At 41.1% G+C, this 21168-nt stretch carries 20 protein-coding genes and 1 pseudogene; 12 read left to right on the top strand and 9 right to left on the bottom strand.

The annotated features are described in order from the left end of the window. Nucleotides 1–88 precede the first annotated feature (88 nt). Nucleotides 89–628, bottom strand: a complete 540-nt coding sequence (locus tag ANSO36C_RS26510) for a hypothetical protein (RefSeq protein ID WP_251957116.1) — start codon at nucleotides 626–628, stop codon at nucleotides 89–91. Nucleotides 629–863: 235 nt separating this feature from the next. Then, the gene (locus ANSO36C_RS26505) at nucleotides 864–1430 is read right to left on the bottom strand and encodes an HD domain-containing protein (protein WP_251957114.1); all 567 of its coding nucleotides are present in this window, start codon (nucleotides 1428–1430) and stop codon (nucleotides 864–866) included. Between the two features lie 647 nt (nucleotides 1431–2077). Here ANSO36C_RS26505 and ANSO36C_RS26500 point away from each other — a divergent pair. The 4 genes from ANSO36C_RS26500 (at nucleotide 2078) to ANSO36C_RS26485 (ending at nucleotide 4209) form a co-directional block, all read left to right on the top strand. Next, on the top strand, nucleotides 2078–2818 hold the full coding sequence (locus ANSO36C_RS26500; RefSeq protein WP_251957112.1) for an LmeA family phospholipid-binding protein: 741 nt from the start codon (nucleotides 2078–2080) through the stop codon (nucleotides 2816–2818). Nucleotides 2819–2855: 37 nt separating this feature from the next. Then, nucleotides 2856–3407: a DUF2231 domain-containing protein gene (locus ANSO36C_RS26495; RefSeq protein ID WP_251957110.1), complete on the top strand. Its 552-nt coding sequence runs from the start codon at nucleotides 2856–2858 to the stop codon at nucleotides 3405–3407. A gap of 180 nt (nucleotides 3408–3587) precedes the next feature. Then, entirely contained in the window at nucleotides 3588–4004 is a 417-nt protein-coding gene (locus ANSO36C_RS26490) for a ribosomal maturation YjgA family protein (protein ID WP_251957109.1), read from the top strand. After that, nucleotides 3982–4209: a DUF167 domain-containing protein gene (locus ANSO36C_RS26485; RefSeq protein WP_251957107.1), complete on the top strand. Its 228-nt coding sequence runs from the start codon at nucleotides 3982–3984 to the stop codon at nucleotides 4207–4209. The genes ANSO36C_RS26490 and ANSO36C_RS26485 overlap by 23 nt, the downstream gene beginning before the upstream one ends. A gap of 99 nt (nucleotides 4210–4308) precedes the next feature. Here the strand turns inward: ANSO36C_RS26485 and ANSO36C_RS26480 are convergent, their stop codons facing one another. After that, complete coding sequence (locus ANSO36C_RS26480; RefSeq protein ID WP_251957105.1) at nucleotides 4309–4920, bottom strand: glutathione S-transferase family protein; 612 nt, start codon at nucleotides 4918–4920, stop codon at nucleotides 4309–4311. Nucleotides 4921–5117: 197 nt separating this feature from the next. Here ANSO36C_RS26480 and ANSO36C_RS26475 point away from each other — a divergent pair, with 197 nt between their 5' ends. From ANSO36C_RS26475 to ANSO36C_RS26460, 4 genes are all read left to right on the top strand, one after another. Continuing rightward, nucleotides 5118–5819, top strand: coding sequence for an SOS response-associated peptidase (locus ANSO36C_RS26475; protein WP_251957104.1), 702 nt, complete (start codon nucleotides 5118–5120; stop codon nucleotides 5817–5819). Between the two features lie 143 nt (nucleotides 5820–5962). Beyond that, entirely contained in the window at nucleotides 5963–6484 is a 522-nt protein-coding gene (locus ANSO36C_RS26470) for a photosystem I assembly protein Ycf3 (RefSeq protein WP_251957103.1), read from the top strand. A gap of 96 nt (nucleotides 6485–6580) precedes the next feature. Continuing rightward, nucleotides 6581–6871, top strand: coding sequence for an Asp-tRNA(Asn)/Glu-tRNA(Gln) amidotransferase subunit GatC (gatC, locus tag ANSO36C_RS26465; protein ID WP_251957102.1), 291 nt, complete (start codon nucleotides 6581–6583; stop codon nucleotides 6869–6871). A gap of 98 nt (nucleotides 6872–6969) precedes the next feature. Beyond that, on the top strand, nucleotides 6970–7230 hold the full coding sequence (locus ANSO36C_RS26460; RefSeq protein WP_251957101.1) for a MoaD/ThiS family protein: 261 nt from the start codon (nucleotides 6970–6972) through the stop codon (nucleotides 7228–7230). 114 nt (nucleotides 7231–7344) lie between these two features. Here ANSO36C_RS26460 and ANSO36C_RS26455 read toward each other — a convergent pair whose 3' ends face one another. The 3 genes from ANSO36C_RS26455 to ANSO36C_RS26445 form a co-directional block, all read right to left on the bottom strand. Further along, the gene (locus ANSO36C_RS26455; RefSeq protein ID WP_251957100.1) at nucleotides 7345–8202 is read right to left on the bottom strand and encodes a lysophospholipid acyltransferase family protein; all 858 of its coding nucleotides are present in this window, start codon (nucleotides 8200–8202) and stop codon (nucleotides 7345–7347) included. A 281-nt stretch (nucleotides 8203–8483) separates the two neighbouring features. Then, nucleotides 8484–8966: a hypothetical protein gene (locus ANSO36C_RS26450; protein WP_251957099.1), complete on the bottom strand. Its 483-nt coding sequence runs from the start codon at nucleotides 8964–8966 to the stop codon at nucleotides 8484–8486. A gap of 151 nt (nucleotides 8967–9117) precedes the next feature. Beyond that, complete coding sequence (locus ANSO36C_RS26445; RefSeq protein ID WP_251957098.1) at nucleotides 9118–10554, bottom strand: carotenoid oxygenase family protein; 1437 nt, start codon at nucleotides 10552–10554, stop codon at nucleotides 9118–9120. Between the two features lie 282 nt (nucleotides 10555–10836). Here ANSO36C_RS26445 and ANSO36C_RS26440 point away from each other — a divergent pair, with 282 nt between their 5' ends. From ANSO36C_RS26440 to ANSO36C_RS26425, 4 genes and pseudogenes are all read left to right on the top strand, one after another. After that, nucleotides 10837–12390 carry a YcjF family protein gene (locus tag ANSO36C_RS26440; protein ID WP_251957097.1) on the top strand — a complete coding sequence of 518 codons (1554 nt, stop codon included), beginning with the start codon at nucleotides 10837–10839 and terminating at the stop codon, nucleotides 12388–12390. A gap of 633 nt (nucleotides 12391–13023) precedes the next feature. After that, nucleotides 13024–13521 (top strand): hypothetical protein, encoded by a 498-nt coding sequence (locus tag ANSO36C_RS26435; RefSeq protein WP_251957096.1) that lies wholly within the window; start codon nucleotides 13024–13026, stop codon nucleotides 13519–13521. A gap of 479 nt (nucleotides 13522–14000) precedes the next feature. Next, nucleotides 14001–15777: pseudogene (locus tag ANSO36C_RS26430) on the top strand (protein kinase domain-containing protein). Between the two features lie 864 nt (nucleotides 15778–16641). After that, nucleotides 16642–18063: an MFS transporter gene (locus tag ANSO36C_RS26425; protein ID WP_251957095.1), complete on the top strand. Its 1422-nt coding sequence runs from the start codon at nucleotides 16642–16644 to the stop codon at nucleotides 18061–18063. A gap of 58 nt (nucleotides 18064–18121) precedes the next feature. Here ANSO36C_RS26425 and accD read toward each other — a convergent pair whose 3' ends face one another. The 3 genes from accD to ANSO36C_RS26410 form a co-directional block, all read right to left on the bottom strand. Next, on the bottom strand, nucleotides 18122–19072 hold the full coding sequence (accD, locus tag ANSO36C_RS26420; protein ID WP_251957094.1) for an acetyl-CoA carboxylase, carboxyltransferase subunit beta: 951 nt from the start codon (nucleotides 19070–19072) through the stop codon (nucleotides 18122–18124). 650 nt (nucleotides 19073–19722) lie between these two features. Beyond that, entirely contained in the window at nucleotides 19723–20574 is an 852-nt protein-coding gene (locus tag ANSO36C_RS26415) for a prepilin peptidase (protein ID WP_251957093.1), read from the bottom strand. A gap of 269 nt (nucleotides 20575–20843) precedes the next feature. Further along, entirely contained in the window at nucleotides 20844–21104 is a 261-nt protein-coding gene (locus ANSO36C_RS26410; protein ID WP_251957092.1) for a hypothetical protein, read from the bottom strand. Nucleotides 21105–21168 lie beyond the last annotated feature (64 nt).

The raw sequence follows: 21168 nt of genomic DNA, 5'->3' as shown, positions 1-21168 counted from the left end.
AGATTTTTATAACCCAAGTGAATCTTACGCCAAAAATAGCTTGCTATATCTATTAGATTTGATAACCGTGCTACTTAACTTATGGGTTTCAGTTTAACCTAGTAGCTGTTATTCCTAAAGCAGCGATCGCTATTATTGAAATTCCAGCTAGCAATCTGACTTGGGAGCGCAGATTTTTAACCTCTAGGCTCAGATTTTCTCTCTGTGGTATGGGATATGGTTGAAGTTCTGCAACTTGTTCAAGTTCTGCAACTTCAATAGGTATTTGGGTAATTTTAAAAGTTACCTGTGTAAGTAGCCAATTAGTAATCAGTTGAGGACAGTTTTTCTTAAACCAATTGAAAGCCAAAGTTCTAAAAACTGGTTTGGACATTCGCGCGATTAATTTCATTACCCTATTTAAGGGCTTCAAACGAATCTTTTGGTTAATTAAATTGACTGAACCAACATCATAAAGACAATTCAAAATTAGTTTCACAGTGGCTTCTTCACTGTTAATCAAGTTTTGCAGTAAAAGTAGAACATCGTGCATACGCTCCGCTTCAATAACTTTTTCTGCCGAGGTTTCTGGAGAACTTGGTGAAGGATTTACGGTTGTATTGAGGGCATTTCGTCTTACTATCGTCATATAAGTAACATAACAGTCATAATAATGTAAGTATACCTGTCTACCGGAGAAAGATTTTTTATCTAGAGAAAGAACCTAAAAGCCAAAGTTTTTTCGTGAGACACATGATTATATCGTGCTTGTAAAAAAGTTATGAGTATAGTTTCCATGAAACTTTTATCTACTTCTGAATAATTTAAGTAGAACCTGCTAGATTCAATGGGAACATCCATTTTAGAAAACATATCTTCATTTTTTATTTAGATGCTAACACGTCAATTTGTGCCACAACCCGTTCTAATTCGTCAATGATTATAGTGGTTCCAGTCTTCCTAAAAGCATCCACAAGCGCCCGATAATACCAAAGAGTTCCTTCTTTACGCCCGTGAAAACGTTCCCAAACTGATTCGCCCAAAAGGCGATAGTCTTTGAGAATAGACTGGGCGTTGTAAAGTTTATCTGCTAACGACACAAGCAGAACTGATGGAGAAGCGGTAGGAATATGAGCAATATATGCCTCCTTGCGTTCTCGCCAAGGGGGTTTTGGAGTTGTATCAGCATCAGTACAACCATCTACAATTGCCGTTACATTGTCACCAAAGCGGCGGCGAATTTCCTCGCGTGTTGCAGCGCCACCTTGATCTTCGATCGCATCGTGTAATAGGGCTGCGATCGCTTCATCTTCATTTGCACCGTATTCTAAAGCAATACTGGTGACACCTAATAGATGGGCAATGTAGGGCACACCCGAACCTTTACGAACTTGATTGGCGTGCAGTTGGGTGGCGTAGGTGAGGGCTGTGGTAAAACGTTCTGATAGCATTGTATAAAATAATTGAGGAGTCAGAATAACTCCACAAAATAAACGGTTTGTGTCAATTTTATAACAAGCTGCCATAGGCGCAGAACATATTACCTTTAAAAAAATTATTATAAAAGCGATGCTTAAGGCTGGTTACACTGACGCACTTTATACCAATTTGATCTGACAATGCACCAAACCAAAATTCGATTCTAAAATAGGCTATAAATTTTTTTTATTAACGATTAGCAAAAATTGATATTGGATTTCGCCAACCTACGTAGGTTAAGGTTTTTATTGCTAACCCAAGTGGATTGTAATATACAGCACTTCCGGCAGCTATGAGGTACATCCTCAAAGCTAAAAGCTATGTTAGGAGAGAGGCAATAAGAAAAACTGTATTGCATAATAGCGGGAAGCGCTGTAACTACTAAATTTTATATATTAAATCTTTCTTTTGAGTGATATCTGGGAACAAGCTATTGTGCCTTTACGCATTAAATAAACTTAGATACGAAAACAAAACTTTTGATTACTATAAATAATCTATTTCTACTTTTAGACAGACGAAAGCTAAGTTTACATTACCTCGTCAGATAGATAAAAATATGATGATAATTTCTTAAACTAATTTGGAGAATATGCTATTTATAGGAGTTAATTTAATAATGCCAGAAAGCCCTGGGTTAGGAGAACAGGCGCTGAACAAAGCGGCAGAAGTAGGATTATCTAGCCAGTTAGATGAAGTAGAAAATTTAGATGTAAATATCAAAACAGATCCCTTAAAACTGGTTCAGGGAGAAGTGGATGCAGTGACTATTCAGGGTGAAGGTTTGGTAATGCAAAAAGACCTCCGTATGGAGGAATTACAAATGCAAATGACTAGTGTGGCAATTAATCCCCTGAATGTGGCTTTTGGCAAAATTGAACTCACTAAACCTACTGAAGCTCAGGCACAGGTTGTATTAACCGAAGCTGATATCAATCGTGCCTTCAATTCTGAATATGTGCGTTTGCAACTGCAAAGCCAAAAAATACATATTAACGGGCAACTCAGAACTATTGAGACTCAATATGTAGACTTCCGGCTACCTGGTAATGGGAAAGTGGCACTAAATGCCAGCATGAAATTAGTAGAAACTGGTGAAAATCAGCAAGTTGCTTTTTCCGCAGTCCCCAAAGTCAGCAGCAATGGAAAAACTGTTGCTCTGGAAAATATCGAGTATGGCGAAAGTGAGGAGATATCGCCAGAGTTGACAAAAGCTTTAATAGATGAAACTAGCGAAATTCTAAATTTGAGTAACTTTGATTTAGAAGGAATGAGTTTGCAAGTTAACCAACTAAAAGTAGAAGTAGGCAAATTAACCCTACAAGCTGAAGCTTATATTGAAAAGATTCCTTCAGCTTAAAGATAAATAGCACACTAATAAATTCAGGATACTAATAATGGAAACTACAGACACAACCGAAACAAGTTCAACGCCTTTCCCCAATATTCCACCAGTTATTGAAAGTAACGACAGTGAGTATCGTGATACTGGTGTACCTAGTACAGTTGCGATCGCCGGACATCCCCTACATCCCCTGACTGTAATCTTTCCCATCGCCTTTTTAGCCGCCGCCTTGGGAAGCGATATCGGTTATTGGTTAACTCGTGATTTCTTTTGGGCTAGAGCTTCATTCTGGTTAATCGGACTCGGATTAGGTTTAGGCTTAATCGCAGCAGCAACCGGTCTGAGCGACTTTTTGAAAATTGAACGAGTTCGCAAGCGTACCGCAGGTTGGGTACATTTGATACTTAACGTTTCTATCCTGTCTTTATCACTTATTAACTTTCTCCTGCGTTTGGGCGACGTTGAGTCCCGAATAGTACCTTGGGGACTGTTAATTTCGCTCGTTGTTGGGACACTGACTAGTGCTTCCGGCTGGTTTGGTGCTGAACTCTCTTATCGCCATAAAATTGGTGTAGTGGGTGCTGGTAGCAGAAGATACCCATAACTAAATAATTCGTAATTAAACAAGAATTCAGGAGCGGATCTGCGCTATCAACTAGTCACACAGAATTCAATTCTAAATTCTGACTCCTGAATTCTTTATTGTCAACATTCAATATTACGAATTATTGAGAAACAGGTATGCAGAGGCTAAAATTTTGCTTAGTCTCTAAACTTTCAGAAAATGCGTCGAAACCCTAACCAGACAATATTTATTATTCTTTCTGCGCTCGTCGTGATACCGATGGGCTTTTTGTTTAAGTATTACAATGGCCCTGCCCATCACTGGTTTAATGACTACGGGGCAGCTGTATTTTATGAAATATTTTGGTGTCTGTTCGCATTTTGGTTTTTCAGAAGTCGGGCGGCGGTAGTTCAAATTCCTATATGGGTTTTTGTTATCACCTGTATACTAGAATTTTTGCAACTTTGGCATCCGCCACTATTAGAGCAAATTCGCGCCACCTTAATAGGTAAATTGTTACTTGGTACTACCTTTGTTTGGTGGGATTTTCCTCATTATGTATTGGGTTGTATTTTAGGCTGGTTGTGGCTGCGACAATTACAAAGAATAGGTTATGCACAAAAAAGTCAAGGTTAAACCTAATTCAAAACAGCAAAAGATTGAAGAACAATCTGATGGCAGCTTAATTGTGTATTTAAAATCGCCGCCAGTTGATGGGAAAGCTAATGAAGAGTTAATTAAACTACTAGCAGAGAAATTTGATGTACCCAAATCTCATATTAGAATTAAATCAGGTTTGTCTTCTCGCCAAAAGCTAATAGAAATTGATATAGATACTTAGTTGCTGCTTATTAGCACCTTTCTGACAGAGGCTGTATGCCACCCAGTACATCTTCTACTAAAGCCAAAAAACAGACAGAGAAACTCATAAAGCCAAATTTTATGCTTGCGTAATACTTATATAACTTGGTTGAGATTTGACTCTTTCTATCCAAGCTTGAATAGCAGGAAATTGTGTCAAATCGAACCCACCTTCATCAGCTACATGAGTGTAAGCGAACAAGGCGATATCAGCAATCGTGTAACGCTCTCCCACAAAAAAAATGTGAGACATTAAATGTTTTTCCATCAAGTTAAGTGCTGCATAACCAGGTTCACGTTTTTCCTTGATAGTTTCGCTATATTCTTCAGTTTTACCTAAAATAGAAATCAAAAATCTTGATTTGGCAATAAAAGGCTCATGACTATATTGTTCAAAACATAACCATTGCAGCACCTGCGCTCGTAAAAAGCGATCGTAAGGGAAGAACTCTGTACCCTCACTCAGATAAACTAATATGGCATTTGATTCTGCCAAATATTTTCCTGGCTCGATTTCCAAAACAGGTATTTTACCGTTGGGATTTTTACTTAAAAATTCTGGTGTTCGAGTCTCGCCTTTCAAGATGTTAAGCTCTATTCTTTCAAAAGGCATACCTAGTTGTGTTAATAAAAGACGTATCTTATAACCATTGCCAGAAGGTAAAAAATCGTACAAATGTAGTAGTTCCATGTTAAAATACAGTTAGGAATATGTTGATAGGTGAAGGTTCAAAATACAATATTTTACCAAAAAAAAATCACAAAACCGGATATTTTTTATATATTTAGTATCTGACAGACTACAGAAAATTATCTGAGAAAATAAAAAAATATTTTTTTATTTCTAGATTGAGATATTTTATTTAGTCAGGGGTCGAAAATAAAAGTATGTGTGGAAGATTTACTTTAAACCAGTCGGCAGAAGCATTATCTCAAGTTTTTCATGTCGAATCGGTTCCAGATATAGCCGCCCAACATAACATTGCACCTACTCAAATGGTGGTAACAGTGTTACAAAATCCCGAAAATAAAAAGCGTGAATTAAAGCAGTTGCATTGGGGCTTAATTCCGTCATGGGCAAAAGATGCAGGGATGGGGGCAAAACTGATTAACGCTAGGGCAGAAACTGTTTCTGAAAAACCCTCTTTTCGTTCGGCTTTTAAGCATCGGCGCTGTTTAGTAGTAGCTGATGGCTTTTATGAGTGGCAACGGCAACAAGGCAAAAAGCAACCGTTTTATTTTCGCCTTCAAGATGAGCAACCCTTCGGCTTTGCAGGGTTGTGGGAAAAATGGCGATCGCCTAGCAACGAAGAAATAATTTCTTGTACAATTTTGACAACGGCAGCTAACGAATTACTCCAACCTATCCACGAGCGGATGCCAGTGATTCTGGAGCCACAAGATTACGATTTATGGCTAGATTCCCAAGTGGAAACGCCCCAAACCCTACAGCAGCTATTGCGTCCATATCCAGCGTCAGCAATGACTGCTTATCCAGTTAGTACTCTGGTAAATAACTCTCGGCATAATAGTTTGGAATGTATCATCCCCCTCAGTGAGAAGAATGCCCCCGTAAATCAGTTAAATTAGCTATTGAGTGAATTAGATGTGGGGATGAGGGAGCAGGGGAAGCAGAGGGAGCAAGGGAAGAAAAACTATTAATTATTGTCAACTAATCCCCAGTCCCCAGTCCCCAATCCCCAGTCCCCAATCCCCAATACCTAGAGACAACTATGCCAAGAACGCAAAAAAACGATAATTTTATTGACAAGTCCTTTACAGTAATGGCGGATATTATCTTAAAGATCCTGCCAACCAACAAAAAAGCTAAAGAAGCGTTTGTTTATTATCGAGATGGTATGTCAGCCCAAGCAGATGGGGAATATGCTGAAGCATTAGAATACTATGAAGAAGCGTTAACTTTAGAGGAAGATACCAACGATCGCGGCTATATCCTCTACAATATGGGGCTAATCTATGCCAGCAACGGCGACCATGATAAGGCTTTAGAACTATATCATCAGTCAGTTGAGTTAAACCCACGCCTACCCCAAGCCTTGAACAACATCGCCGTGATTTACCACTACCAAGGCGAAAAGGAAAAAGAAGCTGGAGATAACGAGGCTGGTGAAGCACTTTTTGACCAAGCAGCAGATTATTGGATTCGAGCTATTCGCATGGCTCCCAACAACTACATCGAAGCCCAAAACTGGTTGAAAAATACCGGGCGATCGCAAATTGACGTATTCTTCTAAAAGTGAAGAGTTAGGAATTGTGATTTATCACTCCTAACTCTGACTCCTGTACAGACGCGATTAATCGCCTTTCTCCTAACTCTTAACTAAAAAAGTATGATTGACCAAGAACAAGTTCATAAAGTAGCTAATCTTGCTCGTTTAGAATTGACTCCAGAAGAAGAGAAACAATTTACTACCCAGTTGGGAAGTATTCTGGACTATATCGAACAGCTGAATGAACTTGATGTCAGTAATGTACCCCCAACAACACGGGCAATTGATGTCAGCAATATCACACGAGAAGATGAATTGCAACCCTATCCTGACCGACAAAGCATTCTCAACGGTGCGCCTGAACAGGAAGGTGAATTTTTCAAAGTACCAAAAATCCTTAATGCTGAATAGTTAAAAGCCAGTCCCTTAGTAATATATAATTCTTCTCAAGAGTTAAGGGTGTTTGTCAAGTATTAAACTACTTGCTGGTACTGCCAAAGTTATGTTGTATGTCTACATCTGCAATCACTATTACCGTTAAGTTGTTCGCTGCTTATCAAGAAGCCTTTAGGGTTTCAGAACTGGTACTAGAATTTCCCAATAGTATGCCAGTCAAAGCAGTATGCGATCGCCTCATAGCTGAACACCCTGAACTCTCTCAATGGCGTGATCTTACCCGTTTTGGGATTAATTTAATATTTGTCGAACCAGATACCCTACTACAAGATGGGGATGAAGTCGTGCTGATTCCACCAGTTAGCGGCGGCTAGGAGAACAGTTAGGAGTTAGGAGTTAGAGATTGAAAACTTACTTCTAACCCCTAAGAGTGGACAACTGGGTAAAGGGCTTCTACTTTGCAGTAGGCAGAATAATTATATGTATCTTTATAAAGAATTGGTATTAGCAGTTAGCTTAATTAAGTTATCTAACTCTTGCTGCATCTGACTAACAACTAATTCATAACATTCATTGATATAGTAGCGATCGCTGGCTGCCTCTCGACCGTAGCGTTCAAATACAATTGGTGGACAAACCCGTGTGTATATGGGCACTGGTAATGGAATGTTGGGTAACGGCCCAATTGCTAATCCCCAAGGCAGTCCGAGATAGATCGGAAAAACTTCTGGATCAATCCCAAACAGCCAAGGCATCCCCCACTCGTGGAGTTGATGCACGATTTTGTAGCAGTCAGCGAGTACAATCAGCGTATCGTGAGCGCCCCAGGAAATCACAGGCACAATCGGCACATTTTCTCGTAACGCTAGCTTGATAAATCCTTGCCGTCCCGCAAGGTATATTTTATTACGTAAATAATTTGGTCGAAAGACATCTTCGGCTCCACCGGGATAAACTAGTACACTCGCTCCAGAGCGCAAGGCAGTATAAGCCATTCTTGGATGAGCGATGATTGCTCCAGCCTTGGCGGCCAATTGTGCTATGGGCTGGCTAACCTGCCAAGCTTTGGGATGCATCAAACCATAAATGGGTTTCTCTACACCAAATCGTCGGAACCAGTCGTACATCATCATTACCATATCAGGCGCTGCGAGTCCCCCATTATGCGAACCGACAAATAAGACTTTTTGTTGGGGTGGAATATTATCCCAGCCAGTAGTTTGAACTTGGAAATAGTACTGATACAAAAAGCCAAATAGGGGCATTAGAGATTCTATGAACTTTGGATCTCGCTCATCCAAAGACCAACCGAGTTTTTTGTTTAAGAAATGTTGCTTTTTTGACATCGATGTATTCTAACCAGGATTGATAAAGTTCAAAACAATCCTTTGTTATGGCAATCTGATTTGATTTCTGAACGTTATTTGTGTAGACGGGGAGTAGAGCAGTAGAAAATCAGCCATTTTCGAGTTGATACGGTGTTCTTTCACCCAATCAAATAGACATTTCGCAGAAATTAAATATGCGTTATCTAGAACCCTTTGTAGATAAATAGCAGTACTACGTTTCTACATTCTTTTTCACTCATATTTGTATTGTCACATCGCAGCGATTAATTTGGTGATGTCTATGGAGTAGTCACTGGTTTTGAACGCTGCTGCTGGTAAAAACCGACAACTTTTTGAAGATATGTAGCAGTAAATCCGCTGTCGCACCCTGTATAGCTGCCAGTCATCCACCAACAACCGACACCACGCACAGAGGCGGTTTCATTATTACTGGTGGCGAGAAATTGCTTGTTTAACTCACGGCGTGTAATGCACGATATAACTTGGCGTGCCGTTGCAGGGCTGTTTTCAAACTGCGTTGGTGTTAGTTCTTTTTTGAGACAATGTTTCGACCAGCCTTTTAAGGTTTCTGGTTTAACTTGCCATGCACTATAAAGTCCATCATTTGCGATGCCGGTCTGCGGTGCAGCTAATCGCAGCGCCTCTACCATTGCCGCGACTTGAGCATCAGAAACCTGTTGTTGTGCTTGAGCTACCAATGATGACAGTCCGAAGCTGACAATTACTCCGCTAAGTAGTAATGCTATGGGGTTTCTGCTCATGATTGTGGGCTTATTTTTGAATACCAATATGTAGGATACTACGTTTTTACACTTAGTATAAAGAAAATGAGAAAGCAGGGGAGGCAGGGGGAAAATTCTTCTCTTACCTTTCCTTTTACCCAGTCCCCAATTCCCAATCCCAATCAAATTGTTATGCTGGGTTCCAAGTGCCGTGAAAGCTGTGGGGAATCACGCTAGGTAATCCTAATTTGCAAACGGGTTCTGCATCCAGGCGATCGCTATCAAATACCCAAACTTCGCTAGTATGAGAATTACCATCGTATACAACGGTTAACACCCAGCCTTGCTCAGAGTTGTGGACATCTTGCGCGTGGATGGGTTCTGAACCATAGCGGTTTTCTCCTAAGTCTGCTTCGGTGAGGGTTTCGGTTTTGTAGTCGAAGCGAGCGATCGCACCAAACGGTTCTTTGTCTACATCCCCTCTTTGGGGCATTAATGATATATAAGTATAGCGCCAAGGTTGTCCAACTTGCGATCGCTGCACTACAGGAAATTCACACTTGCGGTTGACAAATTCTTGCATTGCTGTAACTTTGCCAGTTTGAGGATTGAGGCGCACTTGCCACAATGCTCCTCTAGAAACTGTGTGCGTCTCACCACTTGCAAATTCTCTCAGATACTCATTAGTTTGGTGAAAATCTGCATATCGCACCACATCCAGAATCACGGAACCGTCTTCATCTTCATAACCATTGCCAAAATGCCAATTAAACCAAGGATCGGTTTCACCACGACTAACTAAAGATAAGTTTTCCCGGTCAAAAATTAACACCTGGGTTCCTAGCTGAGGTTCCCACAACAGAGATTCACTAAAGGTAGCCACACCAAGCAGAACTGACAGCATTTTCATCCGTGTCGGTGGCATGAAAAACACCAAATATCTTTGAGTTAAAACAAAATCATGCATTATGGAATAGCGATCTAGCTTAAAAGCAGTTTTTTGGATAATTTTGCCAGTCGCATCGCTTTTGTAAAGATTCAACTGTACAGAACTTCCGATACTGATTCCAAAGTTAAAAATCTCGCCTGTTGCTGAATCACGCTTGTAATGAGCAGAATAAGGTAATCCGTTATCCAAAGCACCTAAATCATCCAATCCCTTCGTTTCTAAAGTTTGCAAATCAAGGGCATAAGGATTAGTTGCTTCCCATAAAGCCAACAGTTTATCAGGTAAAGCCAAGACAGAGGTATTCGCTGCATTCTTGATCTGTTGACCCCAGCGCTTCCAGATGGGCCCTGCCGGATGCGTGCCATAGACACCATAAAGAAACTTATCCGCTTGAGTTTCAGCTTGATATTCTGCTGTTTGCACATAGCGATAGACTCCGCTAACTCCTGCATCTGTGAAATGGACGCCAAGAATTGCCCCATCTCCATCAAACCAGTGTCCCACGCGCTCACCACCACGTTCGAGCCGTGCGGGGCCATTGCGGTAAAGTGTGCCACGCAAGCCATCTGGAACTTTTCCAGAAATAATTGACAGTTGGGTAAGGGCAAATTCTTTTGCCGGTTCTGCGATCGCACTCGCCCAAGACTTATTTATTGACTTTTCGGTAATAGTCTGCATATTAAAATTCCTTGAAATATTGGTAATTGCATTCTTACATTGTTGCAATTTTTTAAAGACGCAAAAAATGAAGGGGCGCACTGGTTTGCGCCCCTACGTACCCTGCAAGTGTCCCGCAGGGATGGGATGTTTTTTCACTGGAAGTCCCTTTACCAAGAAAAGAAAGCCTATTTTCCCCCTGCCCCCTGCCCCTTATTCCTCCTTTATACTCTGGTAAAAAATGCCGAAACTATTAAGATTAGAAGCATCTGCCTACTAAATACTTACTAATCTTTCCCAGCCATGCCTCTGTCACGCATAGTAACGCTGATTGTTGGTCTGATCGTCATTTTGGGGCTAGCCCTATGGCTGATTGATTCCCTATCACGCCTCTATTGGCAATTATCCTATTCGCCGTTGCTAGGCAATTTGTTGCTATTATTGCTAATTTTCCTCATTGGAGCCTTAGTTGCAGCTTTTGTCTATTATGTATTGGTGATTCAATCTGGGGAAAAGCGATCGCGCCGCAACCCAAAGCGAGTAACTGCGGCACAAATTCCGGCTGCTAAATCTGACGCTGCTTCTACAACTCTCCAGGCTGTACGGCAACAAGTAGGGCAAATTCAAGATGAAGTAGCACGCCAAGCTTTATTAAGTCGATCGCGGGAGATTGAAGCAAACTTAGCACGGGGTGAAATTCAAGTAGTGGTATTTGGTACGGGGAGTGCTGGTAAAACTTCCCTGGTAAATGCAATTATGGGACGCATGGTCGGTCAAGTGGATGCACCAATGGGTACAACCCAGGTTGGGGAAACTTATTGTCTGCGGTTGAAGGGATTACAACGCAAGATTTTAATTACAGATACGCCGGGGATTTTAGAAGCAGGGGTGGCGGGAACGGAACGCGAACAAATGGCGCGAGAACTGGCAACAGAAGCAGATTTACTGTTGTTTGTAGTAGATAATGATTTACGGCGCTCAGAATATGAGCCGCTACGGGGCTTGGCAGAAATTGGCAAGCGATCGCTCCTAGTTCTCAACAAAACTGATTTATATACAGATGAAGATAAAGAATCCATCCTTGCGAGGTTGCGTCAACGGGTACGGGGATTTATTGCTACTAATGATGTAGTAGCGATCGCTGCGAATCCTCAACCTGCACAATTAGAAACTGGCGAAAACTTCCAACCAGAACCAGATATTGTTCCCTTGCTGCGGCGCACAGCTGCTGTTTTACGCGCCGAAGGTGAAGATTTGGTGGCGGATAATATTCTTTTGCAATCTCTGCGATTAGGAGACGAAGCACGAAAACTTATTGATGGGCAGCGTCGCCGTCAAGCTGACAAAATTGTAGAACGGTTTCAATGGATTGGTGCTGGTGTGGTGTCAGTTACGCCTATACCAGTTGTAGATTTACTGGCGACAGCCGCCGTCAACGCTCAAATGGTTGTGGAAATTGGTAGAGTGTACGGCTGTGAATTGAATATGGAACGGGGAAGAGAGTTAGCCCTTTCTTTAGCGAAAACTATCGCTAGTTTGGGCATTGTTAAGGGAGCAATTCAATTATTATCTACAGCTTTGCAGCTTAATGTTGCCACCTTTATTGTTGGTAAGGCGATTCAAGGCGTAACAGCAGCTTATTTAACACGAATTGCTGGTAAGAGTTTTATTGAATATTTTCGTCACGATCAAGATTGGGGTGATGGGGGAATGACGGAAGTTGTACAGCGACAGTTTCAAATTAACCGCAGAGATGAGTTTATTAAAGCTTTTATTCAAGAAGCAATCGCCAGAGTAGTTAAGCCATTACAAGATAAATCTGAGGTGGTTGAACATGATGAAGAAGTCAATAGTTAAATAATTGAAAATTCAAAAATAAATGTGCTTACTGTTAAGCAGTCCTAAATCATTTAGCGATGCCGGCGGCGGGCGTAGTCATCGCACGCAACACCTGCCCAACTTCTTATATTTCATATATAGCAAGCTTTTGCTGTTTTCTAACCATCTAACTCACATTAAATTACGCTCCTGTGCTTTAGTCAAAAAAACGAACGTTTTCTTAACTGTTTCAGCAGACAGTTAAACATACCTCTACACCTGATTACTTGATGTGTAATACCCAGTCATATTAATTGGAAGAAATACGGAATTTTGCAGTCTAATTCACCTAATGGTGGTAGTATTTTCATTAATCACAGTGTAATTGCCTATTTTGGCATCTTTTATCAGTCTAATCATCCGAATTAGCGGTATCAGACTGATAAAACCAGTCTCGTAAATAGTTTGCCTACTACAAAATCTGACTGGTGGGAAATCCTATATTTATCCCTGCCAGAACAGCACTTTGTTGCAACTGATAGCTGACAGCAGCCGAGAGAGCTAACCGCTTCACGTAGCGGTTGTGCTTGCTTAAGCTTGTCTTTAAGCTTTTGTGTCATGCCCCAAAGCGGGGAAATCTCAATTTTTAGTTGTTAGAGCGAGGTAAGGAAAATGCAAAATAAATCTACTCAAATGAGGAATATTTTCAAGGTACTGGCGGTAATTCTGGTCATACTTGGTATCTACACTGCTCAGTCTGCTATGGCCTATAGCGCTCAGACTTTCACAAAGACCAGTCTTCAGGGAAATTATGCCTACGTCAACAACAGTGCTAATGTTGCCAGCTTAGGGCCGATAACCTTCGATGGAAAAGGTGGACTAACTGTAGACCTCATAGCGAACTTACCGTGTGGCAATCCGATTCCTAATTGTTCTAGAAACATTAACGATCTTCCCCCGGTGGCGAATGGAACTTATTCGGTGGCAACAAATGGTACAGGTGTTGCTACAATCCCTTTCTCTACTGGCACGGTTACATATAATTTTATAATCTCCAAGACTAGGAAAAAAGGAAGAATACTCCTAGCAACTCAGGTTTTTGCGATTGGTCAAAAAGGAGGATTGGCTGGGCAGTTAATCGCTCCCACATGGAGTCGAATATCAGACTAAGGATGGAGCAAGCATAGCCGAGTAGGAGGTGGATAAGACTGAAGCCTTGTCCACTCTAATGGTTTTTGTGACACTGATATATCCTCTTGTTACTGTGCTGTTAGCCGTTGATTTTTTCTTTTGCCTGAGTTTCAACACGTGTTTCTGATGACGGATTGTTGTCGTCCTCTAGCCAAGAAGAAATTTAAATTTACAGTTTTTCTAAAAATTCATTACTAGTTACTTTAAGGTATTTTTTCTACAAGGCAGCTATTATAAACATCAATCTCCCAGTTAAGAATGTAGCATCGCCAATACTTTGCAAAAAGATACGAAGTATTTTTTCTTCTAAAAAACAGATTTTTACTACGCAAAAATACTTAAAAAAATTAGCTTGTATTTAGAGTATCAAAATTCTGGTTATTTATTTCTAAAGTATTCCGGAAACAGGAGGGAATGTCAGAAAAACTAAATAAAAGGACTTACTGAGTAACCAGGTCATGACCAACCACATAATCGGTAAATTACTACAAGGGCGTTACAAAATTGTCCAAAGCCTCAGTGCAGGGCTGTTTGGCCAAACATACATTGCTGTAGACGTAGATTATCCAGAGAACCCCAAATGCGTTGTTAAACAGATTAAAGTTAGCAGTTCCGAATGCAGCGACTTGAATCTGTTGAGGTTACTGTTTCAGACTGAAACCCAAACCCTCAAGCATTTGGGAAGCCATCAGCAAATTCCTAAGTTCATCGCCTGCTTTGAAGAAAACGAGCGATTTTATTTAGTGCAAGAGTGTATTGAAGGACATGCGCTAACTGCGGAATTGCCTATTGATCAACAATGGGGCTGTCTATGGAGTGAAAGGGAAGTTGTAGAATTTCTGATAGATGTCTTAGGTATTCTAGAATTTGTTCACTCTCAAGGTGTGATCCATTTGCGATATTAAACCGGAAAACTTGATTAGACGTACTAGCGATGCCTACGGTAACGTTGAAGCCCTACACAAGTTAGTTTTAATTGATTTTGGCTCAATTCAGTCTATTGATTTTGGGATATGTGCGGAATTGCCCATTTATCGAATTCCCGTCACTTCATTGGGCTACATACCGCCAGAACAATTTATTGGTCAAACACAGCCCAACAGTGATATTTATGCTTTGGGTATGATTGCTATCCAGGCTTTAACTGGGTTAGAACCACTACAATTAAAAACTGATCCTCATACTAAAGAAATTTTTTGGCGTTTTGAAAACACGCCAGTTAATGATTATCTAGCTGCTGTTCTCAGCCAAATGATCCGCTACAATTACCAAGACCGTTTTCAGTCTGCGAGTGAGGTATTGCGGGTACTCAAACAAATGGTATGGGAAACTCAGCCATCACAAATATTAGAAGCAGATTTTCAATTTCCCTTAGAAGTAGCGAAAAATCCTACATCTGGAAATTCATCCCCATTATTAACAGGAATGAAAGTAGGACTAGCAGCTAATTCTTTAGTGATGGGATTTGGTGTATATTCTTTAGTTAATACTGCACCTGCATACTCAGAAACAGATACTTTATATAAAGCGACAAAAGAATATCAAGCAGGGGATTTAGAAGAAGCGATCGCACTAGTTAAATCAATATCTTCCCACAGTAATGTTTATCCAGAAGCGCAAGCAAAAATTGAAGAATGGCAAGAGCAATGGCAAGTAGCTGCACAGCAATACCAAATAGCTGAAACAGCTTTTGCTGATAGTAAATGGTCAGATGTTCTTGATGCTGCTGCTAAAGTTCCCAAGATTTCATATTGGCAATCTAAAACAGATAAACTAGTTCAGCAAGCATCAGTTAATATTGAAGCACAGACGCAATATTTATTAGCAAAAGCTTACGAAAGTGCCGAGATCAGAGATTTTTCTACTGCATTACAATATCTGCGTCAAATTCCTAAAGAAAGTCATGCTGGTGCTTTAGTTCAAAATAAGTTGGCTGAGTACAATCGAAAGCGGCAGATCAGAGCAGCTTATTTTTTACAGAAAGCCTATAAAAAAGCATCTATTGGTGATTTTAATCGAGCTGTAAAATTTCTCCGAAACATTCCCAGTGATACTTTAGTTTATGCTCAAGCTCAAGTAAAATTGAATGAATATACTCAAAAACAACGCCTCCTACCTGACAATCAAAAGGTAGCTTTTGCAAGAAGAACAAATTCATTTGTCCCTAAGAACTTAGCTACTAAAGTTGAATATCTTCAGGGAGAAAATTCCCTGCAAGAGGTAAATATTCGATAGTTACAGCAATTTTTAGACTTAAGGAAGTGTTACAGATAATAGTTTTAAAATGCAACTAAGTAGACACAATTAAATATAAGATGTAATTGTGAGCAGAACGAAGTGAAGCGTGGTAATCTCAGTCATTGCGATTGCTTCACTTCATTCGCAATGACGAACTATCTTATCTTTATTTAGGGGATTTTTAAAAAGTTCTCTTGTCGGTATCAAAAATTTTAGATCCCCCTAAATCCCCCTTTTTAAGGGGGACTTTGATTCCGGTTCTCCCCTTTTTAAGGAAGGTTAGGGGGGATCTAAAAGTACCTAAAGTCACAGCGAAACACTTTTCAAACAACCTCTTAGATTATTGGTCAATACGGTTCACTTAAGAAAAACTGACCTGAATGGCACTAAGAAAAGATACAGCCCTTGCTCTGACTGGTTCCCTGCCTCTAGGCAAGGAACACATTCTGGGAGGCTCCGCCTCCAGTAGCTTGACAAGAGGCAGAAGCCCACTTTAAATACATTCCCAGCCTTCCCAGCCTGGAGGCTGTGAACAAGACGACACAAGCCTTTGGGCTTTTCTTAGTGCCATTGGATACTGACATATTTATCACGGTGTAGTATATATAACAACCGTTACTAATAGCGATCGCTATCACCAATCCCAAAAAATTAAATAATCTTTTATTGATCGCAGGTAGATAACAGTCTCTCTTATTACTTCTACCTTCTATCGTTAAACAGTAATATTTTACTTATTAAAATTTTTGTTGAAAATTGCAAGCTAAAATAACGAAAAATTATCAGCAATGCTAATCAAAGCATACTGAGTTACTTTGGAACAGAATTTATCCCAGGATACTTCACCCATAAACATAGATTATGGATTATGTTCAGGTTGAAACAACTGCGCCACTGACTCTGGAATTTCCCCAGATTGCCTCGCCTCCACCACCAATCTCTCCAAACTCTCGAATTCCCAAGGATATTATTCGCACTAGTTTAAAAGCTTCCACTGCGGATTCTGTCTTAGCAGCAGTTTATTCCCTTGGAACTGGCGGAATTTTACTCTGCAATTTCTTGGTGGAATTGGGCGCTAGTCCAGTGGTATTTGGGATGCTGTCGTCTATCCCCATGTTGGTCAATCTTATTCAGCCGTTAGGTGCTTACTTGTCTGAACGCTGCACCAGCCGCTTTCAATATTCGCTTCGGACACATGGAATTGGTCGGCTACTTTGGCTGGTTTTAGTAATTGGCATTGCTAGCGTCAGTTGGGGAGTAATTAATACTCATCAATTAGTGATATTAACACTCTTGATTGTTCTATTCAGCAATCTTTTGGGAGGACTAGGAAGTGCATCGTGGCTAAGTTGGGTGGCAATGATCGTTCCCCGGCGATTACGAGGCAGGTATTTTGGAACACGCAATAGTGCCGCTAGTCTAACTAATTTGGTTTGCGTACCAATGGCCGGCCTATTTGTATCACATTGGTATGGGGGATCTCTACAAGGTTATGGGGTAGTTCTACTAGTAGGCATTGTGTTTGGGATTGTGGGATTGGGATGTCAGTATTTCCAGGTGGATATGAATCCGCAATTGCAAAATACTTATTATGGCAAGTCATCTCAAATAAGCGAGATTCAATCAGAGGTTGCAAAAGATGAAGCTTCTGAAGTATTTCAATCAATTCATCCGCCACAAGACCAGGTAACTAACAGCATTTGCAAAAACTCTAACTTTTTGATATTTCTGCTGTATTTCAGTTTCTGGGCGCTTGCTGTTAACCTCAGCGCTCCTTTTTTTAACCTCTATATGCTGGACACTCTGGATTTGGATGTGAGCTATGTGACTATCTACAACAGCCTTCAGGCGGGGGCAAATTTGCTGATGCTTATCCTGTGGGGAAAATTAGCAGATAAGATAGGTAATCGTCCCATCCTCATCTATATTGGGATTTTGGTTGCAGTCACACCACTACTGTGGCTGGGGATTAGTGTTAATCGCCTTGGCATTTGGTTGTGGTTGCCACTGTTGCACATCTTGATTGGAGGTACTTGGGCGGCAATTGACTTGTGCAGCAACAATATACAATTAAGCATTGCACCAATTAAAAATCAGTCTATCTATTTTGCGATCGCAGCTGCCGTTGCTGGAGGGAGTGGTGCTTTAGGCACAATTATAGGCAGCTTCATCGTCCAATTTGCTCAATTCGGAGGCTTGCTAGGCTTATTTGCCCTATCTGGTATATTCCGGCTAGTAGCCCTTGTTCCACTCATGTTTCTCCAAGAGCCGAGCAGAGGATGAGAGAGATAAGAAGGATGAGGTAGTATTATTCTCCCCTGCTCCCCCTGCTCCCCCTGCTTTATTCTGCAGCGGTAGAAGTTAAAGACATTGTTTCCCACAAGACCATGTGAGGTGTTGTTAGCACAGGCTGGTGTAGGGCAATCAGCTGGGCTAGGGTATTCTTTAATTGAGTACGGGGTACGATATCATCAACAAAACCGTGCTGGAGCAAATCTTCAGCAGTTTGAAAATTTTCGGGTAGTTTTTCCCGTAGGGTTTGCTCAATCACTCGCCGACCTGCAAAACCAATGGTTGCCTTGGGTTCTGCTAAGATGATGTCGCCCAACATTGCAAAACTAGCAGTAACGCCGCCCGTTGTGGGATTGGTCAAAACGGGAATATATAATAGTCGCGCATCTTGATGGCGCTGTAGGGCTGCGGAGATTTTCGCCATTTGCATCAAAGAAAGCATTCCTTCTTGCATCCTAGCGCCACCAGAGGTACAGACGATAACTACAGGATATCGCCGTTGAGTGGCTTGCTCAATCATGCGGGTGAGTCTTTCTCCCACGACTGAACCCATGCTACCACCCATAAAGCGGAAATCCATAACCCCAAGGGCAACGGGCAAACCATTAATTTGGCCTAAACCAGTTTTAACCGCGTCTATTAAGCCAATTGTCTCTTGCATTTCCCGCAAGCGATCGCTGTAGAGTTTGCGATCGCGAAATTCTAGGGGATCGCTTGGACGCAAATGCTCGTCTAGCGGTTTCCAAGTATTGTTATCTATCAATTGACGGATGCGCTCATCGCTATCTACCCGATTGTGATGACCACATTCGGCACAAACCATCTGATTGGCTTTCAGGTCTTTTGTATATGTCAACACACTGCACTTGGAACATTTATGCCATAGCCCATCAGCAATTTCACGTTCTTGGCGTTCGAGGCTGGTAGATCCTGATTTCCGTCGATTTGCAAACCAATCAAATAGAAACTTTAAACCACGCGATTCTTCGTTATTAGCCATTTTTTATTTTATTTTAGGTGGGTATGAGGTCGAAAACATATCAATCCGTATTGGGTTGTCTTTAGCCATTAATCATTTGTCTTTACTAACGATCCCTTTGGGTGACGCTTGTTCGTGTAGCGCCTCCGATAGAAAAAGACTCGTTAACGCTAGTTAGTTATAGGGGAAACCCCTTGGCGCTAGCCTCTCCCTTTGAGAGAAGACCGTACTAGCTCATTAATGACTACATTGTCAAACTACGTTTTTAAGCTATTCAGACCTTAATTTTCATCTTTGGTTGCCAGCTTAACGAAAATACTTATACCAATACAAGTCTCTTGCTCTTTTTTTTCAGCAGACTTAATTATATAGACGTACTGACAAAGCCATGAGAATACCAACCTCCAAATAAGATGCTTTCCCCCTCCTACCCCAATCAATTATTTGTATTGCTGGGTTCTGAACAATCAGCATCTGTTGCATTAGTTGCGCTTGCCAACGGTTAATCGTCGTTAAGAGGGTAATACAAGTCACAAGCTGAATATTAGCAAAATGTGAAGGGCAGATGGGGTAATGTTGGTTACAGTCACGAATTATAAATATTTTTTATGTAAGGGGATTGGGCATGGGTTATTCTCCTTGTCCCTTTGCCCCTTATTTCTCACTGTAATTCAAGATGTTGGAAAAAATAACCGCAAATAGTTAGATAAGATGGCTTCCCCACTAAATAGGGTAACAACAGATCCTAAAGCCAGGAAAGGGCCAAAAGGCATCTTTTGTCCTAATGTTTGTCGTGATGCTGCTTGCCTTGCGGCTTCTCTACGAGTATGCACAATAACGCCGCTACCAATTAACGCTCCCAGCGCACAGGCGATAAAAGTAGCTAAGAGCAAATATTTCCAGCCTAACCAGGCTCCCATCATGGCTGCTAACTTTGCATCACCTGCACCCATTGCAGCTTTACCAAAGGCAATTGAACCTAATAGGGCGATCGCATCAAACAGCCATAAGCCTAATACTGCGCTGGCGATCGCCATCATCAGGTGATTTACCAATGCCACGGAACTAGCCTCTGGTAAAAAACCAACCACCATTTGAAACAAAATCCCCACCACTAAACCCGATTGAGTAAGTGGATTGGGTAAAGTCATTGTATCTAGGTCGATAAGCGATAGCGCCAATAACCAACTACAAAAAGCCCAATAGCCTATCGTTAAAGTCGAAACTTGAAATACCAAAAAAACCAGTAAAAAAATTATGCCCGTTACCCCTTCTACCACAGGATAACGGACAGAAATTTTGCTTTTGCAATATCGACACCGCCCTTTTAAGGCAATCCAGCCGAACACTGGTACATTGTCGTAAGCTTTTAGCTGGTTTAAGCATTTAGGACAACGAGAAGGTGGCCAAAGAATTGACAACCTAGCAGGTAGCCGATAAACAATAACGTTGATAAAACTGCCAACAGATGCACCCAAAGCAAAGACCATTACACTCGCCGGAACGGCGAACAAAATGTCCATACAGTAAATTTGTCCTTTGTCATTTTGTCCTGTGTCATTTGTCGTTTATCTTTTGTCCATTTGTCGAGAACTAATACTTCGGCTTCTCTGCAAGATGCTACGCGTAGCTTGCTTCTCCGTAGGAGTACGCTTGGCACAAGTTGCTCAGTACAAGTGACCAATGACCAATGACCAATGACCAATGACCAATGACCAATGACCAATGACCAATGACTAATGACCAATGACTAATGACCAATGACCAATGACTAATGACCAATGACTAATGACTAATACATGTGCGATTCAATTTGACTTAAGGGCACAAAACACTCTTGAGGTAAAAGAACTGGTTGGTTAGTAAAAATAACCTTACCTCGATGAGTCACACGATTAATTGCTACACCGGAAGATTTCCCAGCTATTTCGGGATGTACTTCACAGTGAATATAATATATCTGCCCGGCGGCTCTGATTAGGGCGGGATCAATCAAAGGCGATTGGTTCTTTGGGGCTGTAAAATTTGCTTGACCTTGTCGTAATGCGTACACTATCGACTGTTATTAGATTGCTAGATTTCCCTTTAGTCTACCCGAAACTTCTAGCAAAGGTTGC

This window comes from Nostoc cf. commune SO-36 (genome assembly GCF_023734775.1).
Classification (GTDB): domain Bacteria; phylum Cyanobacteriota; class Cyanobacteriia; order Cyanobacteriales; family Nostocaceae; genus Nostoc; species Nostoc commune_A.
The sequence above is the reverse complement of the archived record's forward strand: the minus strand, read 5'-3'. Positions and strand labels throughout refer to the sequence as shown.